Consider the following 15,520-nt stretch of genomic DNA (forward strand, 5'->3'; position numbering starts at 1 on the left):
TACAGGTTAGTCACGATGGGTCAATTCAACCCAAATTACCCCCCATTGGATTAACAGTACCCCATTTAATCGATCGCGAAACACCAACGGTTGTGTTAGAACGATTAGTGGATAACCAGTTGCTGCTACTACTGACAGGGCTGGAACCCAAAGGACGAGTCGATTTTCTAGACCGCCAAATCCGCATCGCCATGGCTTGGGTGGGTGCAACGGCTGACGAACCCCTGCTGCGAAGTTTAGCCGCATCTGCATTAATTGACGAAGACTATCACCCCCTCGTGGCACAACTTAATCAAGTGGTATGCTTAGGCGGTAACTATGGCTTTCAGGTGTCATTACCGGAGATGAAGCGATTGATTACCGTAATCCGAAATCCCCAGCAACTGTCCAATCAACCGCCGACTCTCACCCCAAAAATTGGACGAAATATCACAACGCTAAGATATGAATTAGCCGAAGAACTACGCACCTGTCATTTACCGCCAACTCCCGGTATTCTCCTCGTCGTCACCGGAATTAAAAAGCCAGAAGCGCTGCAAGAGGCTGGTGTGTGGCGCAGTTTATCGCTACTTGTAGAGGGCGAGAGTTGGCAAGAGTTCTCACCTCAACCCCGGTTTTTGCCCGCCAATTTTCAGGAGGGAATCCCATCTAAGAATCCCCTAATTTGGCTTATGGTATTGATATCGATTCTCTCCTATTGGTTAGCATCCCTGGTGAAATTGCTCTCTAGCCAAAAAGATGCTTAGTCGAGGTGGGTTTAATGGCATCTGGGTAAGGTAAAAAACGATAGTAGTGAAACCCGCGCCTATACCTAACTCAACACTCAAAATGAATATGAATCGAACTATTGGTTACCTGCTTCCCGAATTTCCCGGACAAACCCACATTTTCTGGTGGCGAGAAATGAACGCCCTGACAAGTATGGGTATCGATATTGATATCGTCTCCACGCGGCGTCCCCTCTCAAAACTCATGTCTCATACCTGGGTTCAAGAAGCACAACAATGCACCACTTATCTCTTTCCTCCCAGACCAAACTTATTAGGTATTCTTATCGAACTACTACGCTGTGGTATTCCCGGTTGGTTCCGTTGCTTGCAAGCAATCTTAACCGCTAAAAACGTTTCACTATTTCAGAGGTTGCGACTGTGTGCTTTAGCCTTAGTTGGGGCGGAAGTATCCAACTTAGCCAGACGCCGCAATTGGCAGCATTTGCATGTCCACTCCTGTGCAGATGCGGCAAATATTGCCATGTTTGCGGCTTTAATTTCAAAACTTTCCTATAGCCTCACACTTCATGGTCCCCTGAAAGACTACGGACCCAATCAAGATCAAAAATGGCAGCACGCCACATTTGGAATGGTGATTACCCAACAGCTATATGAAGAAGTCCAAAACTCTTTGGCAGGTTATCTCCCGAAAACGATAAAAGTTGCCCCAATGGGCGTTGATTTAGATGTGTTTACCCGAACTAGCTCCTACTCTCCCTGGCGGGGAAATAGTGTTTGCCGGATTTTTAGCTGTGGGCGTCTCAATTTTTGCAAAGGGTATGTCGATTTAATTGCGGCTGTAGATATCCTGAGAAAACAAGGAATCAATGCCGAATTAAAAATTGCTGGAGAAGATGAACAAGGTGGAAACGGATATCGAAAGGAGTTAGAAACCCTGATTCAAACCCTAGGTTTAACCGACTCCGTTTCTCTGTTAGGCGCTGTTTCAGAAGATACAGTTAAAGCCTGTTTAGAAGAAGCTCACATCTTTGCTCTTGCCAGTCTGCGTGAACCCTTAGGTGTGGCAATTATGGAAGCCATGGCGATGGAGTTACCCATTGTTGTCACAGGTTCTGGTGGCGTTAAAGAATTGGTGGACGCAGAAGTCAATGGGCTACTGGTAGAACCCCAAGCCCCCACCCAACTTGCCGATGCCATCTGCCAATTATTGCACAATCCTGAACTATCTATACGTTTAGGTCAAGCCGCACGAGGAAAAATAACTCAACAGTTTCAAGCCAAACGTAGTGCCAAAGTCTTGTATGATGCCATCACTGAACTTTATCCTACTACCATAGAGACTCTAAACGGTAAATTATAACCTAAACAAGCTTCGTAGTGGCGTGACACACCTTATTTGGTGGATTAAAATTCCGCCCGGAAACGCAACAGGATATAGGGCTAAAGCCCTTACTACGAACCCAAGCTAATCTATCAAATTAGGTGTGCCACGCCAGTAGGGTGGGCACTGCCCATCAGCCTTAAGTCAATACCATCTCCCTGAAGTTAGTGTCATTCAACTGAATATCAAAAGTTTTGAGAATAACTTTGAATCATTTTTTATCAAGCAATTCCGCTTGAAAACGCGGATACCACTCTCGTAATTGCTGCTTATTCATCTGCATCAGCTTAGGTAATAATCTTAAAGCTAACCATGCACCGCGTGCATGAGGAAACCCCCGATTCGGATTAGCACAATCTCGCAGAAATTCTAGCAAGGCGCGGCTGAGTGCAAATCGGACGACCAAGATATTAACTCCATGCTGTACGGTTCGGTGCGCCAAAAATAAAGCAATCGGATTTAAAATAACCAGCACAGAATTTTTATACCGATGAATTCGGGAGACGGCTGTCTGTTCATGAAAAAGTTTGGCTCGACGAGCTAAGACAAGAGCCGAGGTTCGAGATACACGATAGCTAACATCCAAATCATTAACTGTACGACTAATTAATTCCTCAAATCCGCCAATTTCTTTCAGTGCTGACGTCCGAAATGTCATCCGACAGCCATGAAACAGCACCACATTATTAATTGAGGTTTTCTTGGCTAATTCAGAAATATCATAGCGATGATAGGTTCCATCATAAGGGATAAAGAGGTTTTGTATATGCCAAAGCTTATGGAATGGTTTAAGGAAATGATCCCATAAATTTAATTGGTTGGGTTGCTTGTTAGTTTGAACCAGATTATCAGATGGGCTGTTTTTCTGATCCTTTTCCCTGGTGGACGGTGGCTGAGGAACCATTAACGCCATCACTCCACCCACTAAATCTTCCTCATCTTGCTCATAAACTTCCATGATTTCTTCCGCACAATCAATGTACATAAAAGAATCATCGTCTAGATAAAATACGACATCGCTATCGCAGAAATTTAGCCCAATGTTTTGCTGATAAGTTAGGGATTTTTTATCAGAGCCTACATAAATTAACTCAATAGACTTAGCGGTTAGAGCGAATGAATTAAGAATGCGAGTTTTCGACAACTCCCACTCATCGCTCGCATCAACAACAATGATTTGTTTGGGGGGGCGAGTTTGAGCAACGATTGTCGGCAAAGAGCGCTCTAAAATTGCTCCTCTATTTAAAGTGGGAATAATAGCTGACCAGCTTAGCATAATTTTTAGCCTAATATTTACTACCTATAAATCAAACTTAAACTTGAATATCACTGACTTAAGTCTGGTGGGCAATGCCCACCCTACGGCATATCAAAGGTTTTGGCGACTCACAATGCTATATTTCAGTGCCATTCAACTTAAACTTAGCTTAGATAACTAAACACAAATCATAACTTTATCTGCATTATTTATCCAGGCTCCTTTTTTCACTAATCATTTGTTCATAAATTTTGACTAGCTCAATGGCTTTACGTTCCCAGGTAAACTGTCTAGCTCGCTCAATCGACTTAACTGACATAGATTCTCGTAGTTGATCATCTTCAACTAAGATTTGAATTTTATGAGTTAACTCCTGGGTCAAATACTCAGGCGAAATTGGCTCGATTTTGAACCCTGTTTCTTCAGTGACATATTCACCAATACCACCATAATTGGCGACAATGCAAGGCAGCCCATTTGCCATGGCTTCTAGGACAACAGCACCTCCAAATTCTCGGATAGAGGGAAAGCAAAAAATATCAGCTTGCCGATAATAGTCAAGGGTTTGGGATTGAGGCACCCAACCAATAAATTGAACAATATCGTTTAACCCTAGTTTCTGTACAAGTTTTTCCAGTAAAACTTTTTCTGAACCATCTCCGACAATAGTCAAGTCAATTTTATTTTGAATAGTTTGATTTAATCGGCTCAGAGATTTAATGACAATATCTGCACATTTGTAAGGGACTAATCTACCGACAAAAAGCAAATGAACTTTAGAGTCTTGTTTGGGCGGCTTTTGTGTCAATACAAAATTGGAGTCAATTCCATTTTCAAAAAATAAGCTAATTCGAGAATCGGGGAGATTAAATAAACGTTTTAACAGATTTAATGTATACGTTGATCCTGCCAATATTCTGTCTGCTTTTTTATAGGTTTCTCTATAGCCAGGGATTAAAAATCGACCGATGGCTCTCAAGAAATTTAGGTAAGCAAATTCTTCTCTAGCTTTTTCCCTAAATCCTGGAGGAAAAGTAATACCTCCATTGACAGGTCCAAGTAGAAAGGGAGTAGAGTGACATGCTTTAACTATTTTGTAGGGATACCGGGGTATCATGGGGGTTATCGCATGTACTATATCGTAATCTCCGTTGAGAATTTTGCTTTTAAATTTATGATATACTTTATGATTAAATTCGGCATAAATAGGATAGGTTAAACTATTGTATAGGGGCCAATTAACTTTGTGTTTATATACTAAACCTTCTACTAGACTGTAATAAGCTTTAAATAAATGCATTTCCTCTATACAAACGATTTCAGTGTTATCGAATTTTAAATATTCTTTATTTCTATCATGAGTTACTAGAGTTACATCAACTAATTTACTAATTTCTTGAAAGTATTTATATCCTTCCAACGGGACAGATTGCCAAGCTGGATTACATTGCTCTATTAAAAGTAAAACTTTAATTTGATTTTTCATGGTAAGCAAATATCAATTATTTATTATTCTCTCATTAGTTAAATGAAAAGTAAATTCTTACCTAGTCAAATATTCTTAGAGTTAATTGATTTTGATAACTTGCTTACTGTCTGTCTGTAAATATACAAATGAGTTAGTATTATACCCAATAAATTCTCAAAATTCTATTATTATTGATTAATGTAAAAAAATGCAACATATAAATATTTATTTGTAAAGGATTGTAAAAAATGCGTTAGTATATTTCTATTCTATACTGACTGATATAAAGTTGTGTGGTATAGTCACTTTCTGAGCGAAGCGCTCAGCATAACGGATTCTACATTAGACTGCAGACTGCAACTTAGTATGAGTTGAGTGTGTTTAAGGCATTCTCCACCAAATCTTTACACCAGCTTCACACTAAATTTATAGAAACTTTATAGACAACGGCTTAGATAGGGCTATTATGTAATCAGTGAATAAACAACCAACCCGGTCTGTTTAAGTATCGCTAGGAACTAGGTCAATCTACTTATATCAGGAAATAACATCATGAAATCTCTCTCAACTCTTTTCCGCCATTCCGCTACCGTCGCCTCGCTACTTGCCGCCTCTACAGTAACGGTAGGGCTTATTGCTCCTTCAGCTTCTGCTTTGTCCCTGGTTCCTCAAGAGGAAGGCGAAGTTGAGCTTTTGAATATTGATGATCTTGGTGGTCTAGTTGGTCCAGCGGTTACGCTTCCTGACTTAATCGCCAGTGTAAAGAGTTTAGCCAATCCAGATGGTACATTCAGCCGTCTATTTGTTGACGATCTAAGCACTGCTAATGACTATGGCATCGTCCAGCTCCAAGCAGGAGACATAGGTACAGTTCCACCAGGTTTTTGGTATCGTCCCTCGGAAGTCGAGGAAGAAAATGGGCAACTAGAAGTCGGTACGTTCAAGTTTATGTTCACTGAAACGCTTCCGGAACTAACTGTTCGATATTTCGATACCGAGTCTTCTAACACAACTGGTGTTCCTGACTTCTTCGCCGATGCTGACACAGACGGAACGTTGCTCTTCGGCGAAAATCCTGTTCCTGCAGGAGAAAATGCAAATATCTATACCCAAACCTGGGAAAATGTTAGCTTCATTACCTTAAAGTTGGGTAAAGATACGGCAGGCACAGGTGACGGCGTTGACTTCCAGTTAGAAACTGTACCCGAACCAGGAACCGTCTTGGGTTTAGGCGCCTTGGCAATGGCAGGTGCTTTCGGTTTACGCAAACGCAACAAAAAAGCCTGATCTCTAAATTGGTTCAACAGGTGCTGAAGCTTGAAGCCTTTAGCACTTGAACAAATTCGTTAACTCCACTTTAGAATCTAAATAAGAAATTTCCAGGGATTCGAGATATTCATCTCCAATCCCTATTTAGTTGCGTATACCACACCATAGTAATGTAGTATACCTAATTTTATGCATTAGATTGGGTCTGTAGTCAGGGATACGAGTCCTGAGTTTTGTTGGGTTTCCTGCGTCAACCCAACCTACAGTACTATCTCTATAATAGTACATATAAACTATATGTGACATCTATCATACACTTAACAAGTCTTAACTTCATCAAAATTGATCAACCTGCAAATTGTCGGGACTTGAGATGTCTATTTATAACCGGGTAGCAAAAACCATTAAACTATTCATATCGGGTCTCTCGGCAATATGCCCCAAAAAAACAAGGGCTACGACGCCGAGCGCTCCACCCATTTTGCATCAAGCAACGATTATTGAAACCCAAACTCAGGGTGTTATTCAAAGAGGGGACTCTATGGCAAGTAAAAAACTTTTTAACCGAGATGTTTTCATGCTCATCGACCAAAGTGGGTCAATGGTGAGACGAGATCCAGAATTTAATAATAATATTCGCTGGAAAGTTTTACCAGAAGTCATTGAAGGACACGTCTATCGCATTCTCAATGAAACCAGTCTGGATGAGGACAAGGTTTGTCAGGAAATTGCCTTAACCTTTTTTAGTCCTAATCGCCCCTGTGACAAAATTATCTACATTGAAGATACGGCTCAGGTTCCTAGTGTCTTTGATGAAAATCAACCCGATAGTAGTACGTTTATTACACCAACCCTTGAGCAAGTGATTAATCAATGGTTTGCGAATCGTGAGGCGAATCGGGAAGCGTTTATTATTATTTACACAGATGGTCAGTTTGATGACCGAGATAAGTTTTTGAACTTGATTCAGACAACCAGTGCTAAACTAAAGAGTCAGGATGAACTAAAAATTGTGATTATCGGGTTTGGTAGTGAATTGAATCCCAAGTTTTATCTGGAATTGGATAAAAATGTCAGAGGATTCACCGATTCTAAGGGATTAGATTGCAATATTGTGGTGTTTGACTTGTTAAGTAAGATGCCCAATATTATCGAGCTACTAAATCGCCAGCTTGAAAATCCAGCCGCCGGTTTACCGATGTGGGCGAAGGAACAATATCCGGATTTGTTTGCTTGAAAATAGTTTGTAGTGAGAACTTTAGTTCTCTAACGTATAGCTGGACAGGGCTAAAGCCCTCACTACGAACCCAATCTATTGCACGAAATATTGTACTCCTACAGGTCGCTTAATCTGAATTTCGCGTTGCTTCTAAGAGGTAAGAAAAGTAAAACTGGGTACTGGTCATTCCCGTGCGTTGAATGGAAAAGCCGTTACGCTCCAATATTTTGATAATATCGGCTTTGCGGTGTAGGTAGGCACGAGTGGTTTTAGAAGGACCGGGAAATAACTCGCCAATTTTTTTGAGTAAACTGTATACAATGTTTTTGGGAGCAAAGCTAAGAATTAAGCGCGACTCGGCTAGACAAGCAAGATGGGAGATCATCTGATCCGCTTTATCTTGGGGATAGTGAATCAGTACATCTAGGCAAATAACCGTATGATAGCTACCACTCAAGTCTTCCAAATCCTGTACGGCAAAGCTAAGATTGTCAGTATTATCCAAGCTAGCGCCTGCTTTATCTTTGGCTTCACCAACCATTTTTTCTGAGATATCACTGGCAAAGACTTTCGCACCTGCTTCAGCTAGGGGAATGCTGAGACTTCCCACACCACAGCCAGCGTCACAGATAGATAACTCAGCTAAATTGCCATCAGCCTTGAGCCAGCTTAGACAGTATCGACGTTTGCTGGTGTCCGTTACGGATATCCAGTTGGACTTTATTGACCTCGCCCTCGCCGTAAATCCGCCGCCAACGGTCAATCCAGTGGCGTGAAATAGTCTTTAACTACGGTTTTATCATCAACGGTGTCATAGAGTCAGGTTGGATGGAGGAGTTCGGACGATTAATTACTTTACCATGAGCTAGGGGTGTTACTGCCATCATGTCTTTCTCAAGAAACATCAGCCAGAGGGCAAAAGGCAGAGAACTTACAGAAAATGATGAGATGTTTGATTAACGTAATATTCTCATAAAATGGAAATAGAATGTTTGGATAGTTGATGTATTGTGAGAGAACGTGCCAGGTAAAATCATGGGTGAAGTTAAAGCAAAAGTCAAGCTTACCAATCCAACGGATGACGAATTAGTACGGCGAGGACAACTAACGGCTGATCAGGTTCGTGTATACGAAACAGAAGCCGTGATTGATACAGGTGCAGTCTGTTCAGTGCTTCCTATTCATGTTGTGCAGTGTCTTGGTTTAACCATTCGCGCTCAACGAGTAGCAGGTTATGCGGATGGGCGAACAGAAGCTGTAGGCGTAGTTGGAGTTCTAATTGATTGGCAAGGACGTGATACATTGGAGGATGCGTTAGTTTTGGGTGATGAGGTGCTGATTGGTCAAACTGTATTAGAGAAATTAGATTTGTTGGTCGATTGTCAAAATCAGCGATTGATCCCCAATCCAGCTCATCCTGATCAACCTGTTAATAAGGTGAGACATCTCAAGTATGAATTATGAAGGATAAATTATGAGTTCTCCCTTACTTAACAAAGGACAAAGGACATAAGACTAATGACAAATCATCCATTGAATTGTAAACGCTGCCAACTCAATTTTGATATATCCTCATGCCAATGCCAACGCAACAAATTGGCAGGTTGTCCTACTCCAATCCCAGGTAAACCGATCGCGTGTCGAGGAGACTCCGTAGCTAGGGCGATCGCACTCTCGATTTCACACAGTCCCCACTCTACCAAATTCTGCACTCCCACCAATAGCGGTAACGTAGTTCCCGCCAATGTACCATCCGCTAATCGTGCTGTACCCTGTTTCACTTCAATTTTACGCTGATCCCAGGGATAAATCCCATCCCCTAATCCTAATGGCGCTAAGGCATCACTGACTAGAAACAATCCCGCTTCATACCTACTCGCTTGCAGTAGAATCTGTAACATTGTCGGACAAACGTGTTGTCCATCGGCAATCACCCCACAGCGCACTTGAGGATGAGTGATAGCAGCACCCAATAATCCAGGTTGGCGATGGTGTAATCCCGGCATCGCATTAAAAGCGTGAGTTACCATCGATGCACCTAAGGCAAAGGCTTCCTCCGCCTCAGCTGCCGTTGCTTGGGAATGACCTAAACTCACGGTAATTCCTAAAGAACGCAAATGACTAATCGCCTCACCTGTCTCGTCTAACTCCGGCGCTAGCGTCATCACTTTAACCAGTTTGCCATAATCCCCCAAAACTTGCTTGACATTTTCTAGGTTTAATGGTAATAAATATTCCTGAGGATGCGCTCCTCGCTTCTGAGGATGTAGAAAAGGTCCCTCTAAATGCACCCCCAAGATTTGCGCCATTCCCGCCTGATCGGAAGCGGTGGTTAAAAAATCCGCAATCACCGCCAGCGATTGTTGAATTTTCTCAATCGAGGTGGTTACCAAGGTGGGTAAAAATCCATCAATCCCCTGATCACCCAAAAATTGGCAAATTTGCTGTAATTTCTGGCTATCCCCCAGCGTCAAATCCGGAAACGCCAAACCCAGCGCCCCATTAATCTGTAAATCGACCCCAGCTAAGGAGAGCCAATCGCCTGTAACATCGAGAGTAGCGGCATTTTGAGCCATATCAGCCATGGGTGCGATCGCGGAAATTTTTCCCTCCCCATCAACCCTTACCTGTTGCAACCCTTGATAACCTGGTACTCGTGCATTAATAATAATCATGTTCTTTATCATTAATCCTGCGTCATTTTAACTGTTGAGGGGTTTGGGGAGCTATAAATCCCACACCATAATCTCTGATTTGGTGTTGGGATGCCTTCACTCCCCAAGTCAATTGAGCGAGGTTCAATGCCTCCGAAATTGACGTTTACCGCAAGTTGTCATTTACAGTAGATTAAGCGACAATCAAGGTATGCTAAATCTGAACTACACCTATCGAATTTATCCTGATGCTGAACAAGTCGAGTCACTAAACGAATGGCTCGAAACTTGTCGGGGTGTTTATAATTATGCCCTTAGAGAGCTAAAGGACTGGATTGCTTCAAGGAAGTGTCCTGTAGACAGGTGTAGGTGTAGTAAGGAGTCAGAATACATAATGCCTGCTGATTATCCCTTTCATTGCATTCAAGCGAAAAGACTATCAGTACAAATTGGCTCACAAGCTGTGTGACATGGCGGGGACTATCTTCCTAGAAGACATCGATTTCCGCACCATGGCAAAGGGATTTCTGGGTAAACATACAATTGATGCGGCATTCGGTCAGTTCAGGGATATTCTTTATTATGTTGGGAGACAACGCGGTGTTTATATTGCTGAAGTTGACCACAGAGGGACGTCTCAGACTTGTCCAAATTGTCGTATTGAAGTCACCAAAGAACTGTCTGATAGATGGCATAGTTGCCCAGAATGCAAGTATGAGGTGGATAGAGATATAGCCTCAGCACAGGAAATCTGTAACCGAGGTTATGAGCAATTGAGTACCCAGGGACTCTGGGGGAAAGAAATTGGCTGTCAAGTCGGGCTGTCGGGGGCATTTTGCCTAGATAAGTGGCGCAGGGCAGCAATGTCTAACAGCGATGTTGGAAGCCTACACCGTAATCTCTGATTCGGTGTAGGAGGATGTCACTTCAGGGAATAGGGAACAGGCAAAAAGGACAAAGGACAAATGACGAATGACAACCCCCAAATTGGTATTATTATGGGCAGTGATTCCGACTTGCCCACGATGCAGGGTGCGATCGCAATTTGTGAAGAGTTCGAGGTAGCCTGTGACGTCGCGATCGTTTCCGCACACCGAACTCCCCAACGTATGGTAAACTACGCCCAAACCGCTCATCAGCGTGGACTCAAGGTGATTATCGCCGGAGCGGGAGGGGCGGCTCATTTACCCGGTATGGTGGCGTCTCTGACACCATTACCCGTCATTGGTGTTCCTGTTTCCACTCGCCATTTACAAGGGGTAGATTCCCTCTACTCGATTGTACAGATGCCAGGTGGAATCCCTGTCGCTACCGTAGCCATTGGCAATGCTAAAAATGCAGGGTTGTTAGCCGTGCAGATTTTGGCATCCCAACAACCTGAGTTACTCGAACGAGTGCAGCAGTACCGCCAGACTTTAACGCAATCCGTCATGGATAAGCAAGCGGCGCTAGAAAAGTTGGGATATCAGCAATATTTATCACAAAAGTCGTAGATTAAGGTTTGACCCTTCACAACCTTCGAGGAACCTGGTTTTGACGCAACGTTAAGCTCAAGGGAATCTGGTTTGTAGGGGTAGGTTTATGGATTTTCTTTTGGCTATGGATGGTAACGTTTGTGCCAAACCCGCCCTACCCGCCCTAACTGAGTTTTGACTCCAGCTTCCCCAGCTTCCCCTACCCCTCCGCCCCCCAACTGTCTTACCCTCAAACCTTTCGCTCTACTGCATTAAAGTATCACCTCTGAAGCCTTTCTCTGAAAAGATTAGCTATAACAATCAAAACTTAACACCAAAGAAATTTTTATTAATTAATTAAGAGGTTATTTGAGAGACCTAAATTCTTAGGCTTACTTAAATCTTAATCATTGCCAAATCAATAGGCTTAGGCAAAATCAAAAGGGCGGCTCGCTCTCGCGTAAAAAAACCGTCAACTCAGGCTGCCAAACTGGTGGCGGGTTGACCCAAGTCTTGATGACAGAAGCTCTTAGCTAGGGGACTACCGCAATATATTTTAAGGACTCACGCCCAAAACCGTATATTTTGTTACAGAAATATCCAGCCAGAAAATTGAAGATTTGAGAATTTCCTAAAGATAATGAACCCAGTTATTGAGAAGAATTGAGGCTCTTGACTATCTGGCAACTTATTTGTAGGGTTTTGTCTAACGTAGACACGCCAACTTCCAAAACTCCCGATTCCTTAATCAGGCAGCACTATTTAAAAGCTGGCAGTAAACCAAAGAAAATAGGCGAGGAGTTCTGTCATACTCAGATACTTACCCCCTCTTCTACGTCATACTTCCAATGACTTTATTTACCGCTTCTTAGCTCAATGTTAGGATGTGTTCCACCAGAAATACAGGAAAGAGAGCGAAATGATGTCTAGACGAACGTTCGAGAAAACTTCCGACCGAAAAAAGTCTCCCCCAAAAACTAGACAAGTTGATTTACCAGGATATTCCCAATCCTTCTGGGATTCTCCCTATTTTGACCCCTTAAAAACCATAGCCAAATCTTTTTCTCCGTACTGGCTAGCCTGTATTCCGCTAACGGCGATTATTGTCGTGGTTTGGAATACGGCAGCCATTGCTCAAACTGAGGCGGTTGACGCCGATGCCATTGCCCAACTCCAGGGAACATTAAACGCGATCTGGGTTTTGATTGCTGCGATTCTGGTGATCTTCATGAATGCCGGATTCGGGATGTTGGAAACCGGATTCTGTCGTCAGAAAAATGCGGTTAACATTCTCTCCAAAAACCTGATTGTCTTTGCCCTAGCAACCATTGCATTTTGGGCAATTGGGTTTTCCTTCATGTTCGGTGCAGGAACTGGATTTATTGGTTTGGGTGGATTTTTCCTAACTAGCACCGATCCGGGTACTTATGGACTCGATCCATTTCCTACCGGCTTACCGATCTCCGTGTTTTTCCTGTTCCAAGCTGCCTTCGCCGGAACTGCTGCCACCATTGTTTCGGGTGCGGTTGCTGAACGGATTAGGTTTATTGACTTTCTCGTTTTCAGTCTTTTGTTGACGGGAATCTCCTATCCCATTACCGGACACTGGGTCTGGGGTGGTGGTTGGCTAGGAGGAATGGGCTTTTCCGACTTTGCTGGCTCAACCGTGGTTCACTCGGTTGGTGGTTGGGCTGCGTTGATGGGAGCAGCTTTTCTTGGACCCCGTGAAGGAAAATATAGAGACGGTCAGATCAATGCAATTCCCGGTCACAATATGAGTATTGCCACACTGGGATGCTTAATTCTGTGGATCGGCTGGTTTGGTTTTAACCCCGGATCAGAACTCGCGGCTAATGCAAGTGTGCCTTATATTGCAGTAACCACAAACCTTGCTGCTGCGGCTGGCGGTATTTCTGCCACGATTACCTCTTGGTTAAAAGATGGTAAACCTGACCTATCGATGATTATTAACGGCATCTTAGCTGGCTTAGTGGCGATTACCGCCCCCTGTAATGCCGTTTCCTATCTATCAGCCATCATAATTGGTCTGATTGGGGGCATTATCGTGGTTTTTGCGGTTTCCTTCTTTGACAATATCCATATCGATGACCCCGTGGGTGCGATCTCTGTCCACTTAGTTAACGGGATCTGGGGCACCATTGCTGTTGGTATCTTCACCTTCGCTGAAAATGATGCGGGTCAACGACTCGGCTTGATTTATGGGGGAGGACTCGGTCAACTGGGTGTTCAACTGTTGGGTATCCTCTGTGTAGGCGGTTTCACCGTTGCATTTAGCTCCATTGTTTGGCTAGCTCTGAAAGCGACTTTGGGACTACGAGTACACGCCGAAGAAGAAATCCATGGCTTGGATATTAGCGAACATGGAATGGAAGCCTACAGTGGATTTGTCAAGGAATCCGATGTGTTGACCAGTAGCTCGTTTGGTAGCGTCAGTGGGAGTACAGCTGACATTCCTCGCGGCTCAGAAGTTTAACGGGAGCGCTTCTGGTTAGACGGAAGCTAGTTAATTCGCCAATAACATCCTGTAGGGGCAATTCATAAATTGCCCCTTTGTCATTGTTTTTATGATCGGCAACAGTGGAATAGAACTACAATCTGATGAGAGAGCCGATGCTGAATCTAGACAAGTGTCCATAACCTCGAAAAGCTTTCCAACTTGGGCGGTTTTCTCCCTCGCTGTCAATGGCTTACTGGTGCTAGCGATCGCGGGGGTGTTGCTGCGCCAATACCAAGGAGCTATCCCTTCTGCAGTGAGCCAGTCTCTAGCCACTGATGCGACTCCAGAAGCAGAAGCAACCCCTACCCTTGTCCCCGAACTCGGACCCCGCCACCAGTTCAATTACCAGCAGTGGGTGGCGCTGCTGGAACAAGAAGCTGAGGTGATGGTGGATCAGAAGCCAGAGGATTTAGCCATCCTCCTGGGAGATTCCATCAGTCTCTGGTTTCCCAATGAAATGCTACCGACGCAACGAACCTGGCTGAATCAGGGAATTTCTGGCGAAACGACAGCCGGATTGCTAAATCGCTTGGATGTGTTGGATCAAACCCAGCCGGATATCATCTTTTTGATGATTGGCATCAATGACGTCATTCGAGGGATCACCGATGAGACGATTTTAGCCAACCAACGGCTGATTATTCGCTACCTACGGCGCAATCATCCTGAAGCCAAAATTATCGTCCAATCGATTTTGCCCCATAGTGGGAAAAACGCCACCTGGGAAGGGCGCGATCGCCTCCTGGAAATCCCCAACCGTCGTATCTTAGAGATTAACCAGCGATTGAAAGCGATCGCGGAGTCGGAAGATGCCATTTACCTGGATCTCTATCCCCTATTCGCCGATACCGAAGGCAATCTGAAAATGGAATTGAGTACCGACGGCTTGCACCTAAATCCTCAAGGCTATTTAATTTGGCACTATGCTCTACAAGTCACGGATCAACTCGTTCTCGATGGCGGATTGTAACCTATTCCCTATTCCCTATTCCCTATTCCCTATTTCCCGACCCAACCGGATTCGTCTTAAGATCAAAAGGAATTAACAATTGTATACACTCATCTGCTAGACAAGTTTCATGGATACAAAAGCCTTCAAACGTTCACTCCATAGTTCAGAAAACTATCACCGTAAGGGATTTGGTCACGATGCTGAGGTGGCGACTCAGCTTCAATCTGAATATCAAAGCAGCTTGATTCAAGAAATCCGCGATAATAACTATCGACTCAAACGGGGAAATGTGACCATTCACCTGGCAGAGGCATTTGGCTTTTGCTGGGGTGTGGAACGCGCTGTGGCGATGGCGTATGAAACTCGCCAACATTTTCCTACCGAGCGCATCTGGATGACGAATGAAATTATCCATAATCCTTCCGTTAACCAGCGCCTACAGAAGATGAACGTTAACTTTGTCCCCGTGGAGGATGGGACAAAAGACTTTACCGTCGTTGGTGCGGGTGATGTGGTGATTTTACCCGCCTTTGGTGCTAGCGTTCAGGAAATGCAACTGCTCAATGATAAAAAGTGTAAGATTGTCGATACCACCTGTCCTTGGGTATCCAAGGTG

12 protein-coding genes and 3 pseudogenes are annotated in these 15,520 nt (G+C 43.8%); 11 read left to right on the plus strand and 4 right to left on the minus strand.

All coding sequences use genetic code 11. The features are described from left to right. Both MC7420_RS31315 and epsE read left to right on the plus strand, forming a co-directional pair. Positions 1-746, plus strand: a 746-nt coding sequence (locus MC7420_RS31315; protein ID WP_052307580.1) for a hypothetical protein, incomplete at its 5' end; no start/stop codon positions are given. 88 nt (positions 747-834) lie between these two features. Beyond that, positions 835-2,091, plus strand: coding sequence for an exopolysaccharide biosynthesis GT4 family glycosyltransferase EpsE (epsE, locus tag MC7420_RS31320; protein ID WP_006105739.1), 1,257 nt, complete (start codon positions 835-837; stop codon positions 2,089-2,091). Positions 2,092-2,323: 232 nt separating this feature from the next. Here the strand turns inward: epsE and MC7420_RS31325 are convergent, their stop codons facing one another. Next, positions 2,324-3,388, minus strand: coding sequence for a glycosyltransferase (locus MC7420_RS31325; protein ID WP_006105746.1), 1,065 nt, complete (start codon positions 3,386-3,388; stop codon positions 2,324-2,326). Between the two features lie 187 nt (positions 3,389-3,575). Next, positions 3,576-4,856, minus strand: a complete 1,281-nt coding sequence (locus MC7420_RS31330; protein WP_006105742.1) for a glycosyltransferase family 4 protein — start codon at positions 4,854-4,856, stop codon at positions 3,576-3,578. 534 nt (positions 4,857-5,390) lie between these two features. Between MC7420_RS31330 and MC7420_RS31335 the strand changes: the two genes are divergently transcribed. Then, positions 5,391-6,125 carry an LEVG family PEP-CTERM protein gene (locus MC7420_RS31335; RefSeq protein WP_006105735.1) on the plus strand — a complete coding sequence of 245 codons (735 nt, stop codon included), beginning with the start codon at positions 5,391-5,393 and terminating at the stop codon, positions 6,123-6,125. Between the two features lie 523 nt (positions 6,126-6,648). Beyond that, positions 6,649-7,344, plus strand: a complete 696-nt coding sequence (locus MC7420_RS31340; protein ID WP_198016608.1) for a VWA domain-containing protein — start codon at positions 6,649-6,651, stop codon at positions 7,342-7,344. 109 nt (positions 7,345-7,453) lie between these two features. Here MC7420_RS31340 and bchM read toward each other — a convergent pair. Continuing rightward, positions 7,454-8,094 (minus strand): annotated as a pseudogene (gene bchM / locus MC7420_RS31345) (magnesium protoporphyrin IX methyltransferase). A gap of 267 nt (positions 8,095-8,361) precedes the next feature. Here bchM and MC7420_RS31350 point away from each other — a divergent pair. After that, positions 8,362-8,790, plus strand: a complete 429-nt coding sequence (locus MC7420_RS31350) for a peptidase (protein ID WP_044210819.1) — start codon at positions 8,362-8,364, stop codon at positions 8,788-8,790. 62 nt (positions 8,791-8,852) lie between these two features. Here the strand turns inward: MC7420_RS31350 and nagA are convergent, their stop codons facing one another. Further along, the gene (gene nagA, locus MC7420_RS31355) at positions 8,853-10,001 is read right to left on the minus strand and encodes an N-acetylglucosamine-6-phosphate deacetylase (RefSeq protein WP_006105778.1); all 1,149 of its coding nucleotides are present in this window, start codon (positions 9,999-10,001) and stop codon (positions 8,853-8,855) included. 190 nt (positions 10,002-10,191) lie between these two features. Between nagA and MC7420_RS44355 the strand changes: the two genes are divergently transcribed. The 6 genes and pseudogenes from MC7420_RS44355 to MC7420_RS43075 form a co-directional block, all read left to right on the plus strand. After that, positions 10,192-10,449, plus strand: a complete 258-nt coding sequence (locus tag MC7420_RS44355) for a helix-turn-helix domain-containing protein (RefSeq protein ID WP_446355005.1) — start codon at positions 10,192-10,194, stop codon at positions 10,447-10,449. Further along, positions 10,397-10,885 (plus strand): annotated as a pseudogene (locus tag MC7420_RS36370) (RNA-guided endonuclease InsQ/TnpB family protein); the annotation flags it as partial. The gene MC7420_RS44355 and the pseudogene MC7420_RS36370, both read left to right, overlap by 53 nt. Positions 10,886-10,945: 60 nt before the next feature. Then, positions 10,946-11,473 (plus strand): 5-(carboxyamino)imidazole ribonucleotide mutase, encoded by a 528-nt coding sequence (purE, locus tag MC7420_RS31365; protein ID WP_006105743.1) that lies wholly within the window; start codon positions 10,946-10,948, stop codon positions 11,471-11,473. An 880-nt stretch (positions 11,474-12,353) separates the two neighbouring features. Beyond that, the gene (locus tag MC7420_RS31370) at positions 12,354-13,928 is read left to right on the plus strand and encodes an ammonium transporter (protein ID WP_006105758.1); all 1,575 of its coding nucleotides are present in this window, start codon (positions 12,354-12,356) and stop codon (positions 13,926-13,928) included. A gap of 154 nt (positions 13,929-14,082) precedes the next feature. Next, complete coding sequence (locus tag MC7420_RS31375; RefSeq protein WP_006105747.1) at positions 14,083-14,922, plus strand: GDSL-type esterase/lipase family protein; 840 nt, start codon at positions 14,083-14,085, stop codon at positions 14,920-14,922. 109 nt (positions 14,923-15,031) lie between these two features. After that, positions 15,032-15,520: pseudogene (locus tag MC7420_RS43075) on the plus strand (4-hydroxy-3-methylbut-2-enyl diphosphate reductase); the annotation flags it as partial.

This window comes from Coleofasciculus chthonoplastes PCC 7420 (assembly GCF_000155555.1).
In the GTDB taxonomy this organism is placed as follows: Bacteria; Cyanobacteriota; Cyanobacteriia; order Cyanobacteriales; family Coleofasciculaceae; genus Coleofasciculus; species Coleofasciculus chthonoplastes_A.

What these genes read in the sequence shown, in the direction of transcription:
- epsE (WP_006105739.1), top strand. Translation starts at nt 835, where the DNA reads ATGAATCGAACTATTGGTTACCTGCTTCCCGAATTTCCCGGACAAACC.
- MC7420_RS31325 (WP_006105746.1), bottom strand. Translation starts at nt 3,388, where the DNA reads ATGCTAAGCTGGTCAGCTATTATTCCCACTTTAAATAGAGGAGCAATT.
- MC7420_RS31330 (WP_006105742.1), bottom strand. Translation starts at nt 4,856, where the DNA reads ATGAAAAATCAAATTAAAGTTTTACTTTTAATAGAGCAATGTAATCCA.
- MC7420_RS31335 (WP_006105735.1), top strand. Translation starts at nt 5,391, where the DNA reads ATGAAATCTCTCTCAACTCTTTTCCGCCATTCCGCTACCGTCGCCTCG.
- MC7420_RS31340 (WP_198016608.1), top strand. Translation starts at nt 6,649, where the DNA reads ATGGCAAGTAAAAAACTTTTTAACCGAGATGTTTTCATGCTCATCGAC.
- MC7420_RS31350 (WP_044210819.1), top strand. Translation starts at nt 8,362, where the DNA reads ATGGGTGAAGTTAAAGCAAAAGTCAAGCTTACCAATCCAACGGATGAC.
- nagA (WP_006105778.1), bottom strand. Translation starts at nt 10,001, where the DNA reads ATGATTATTATTAATGCACGAGTACCAGGTTATCAAGGGTTGCAACAG.
- MC7420_RS44355 (WP_446355005.1), top strand. Translation starts at nt 10,192, where the DNA reads ATGCTAAATCTGAACTACACCTATCGAATTTATCCTGATGCTGAACAA.
- purE (WP_006105743.1), top strand. Translation starts at nt 10,946, where the DNA reads ATGACGAATGACAACCCCCAAATTGGTATTATTATGGGCAGTGATTCC.
- MC7420_RS31370 (WP_006105758.1), top strand. Translation starts at nt 12,354, where the DNA reads ATGATGTCTAGACGAACGTTCGAGAAAACTTCCGACCGAAAAAAGTCT.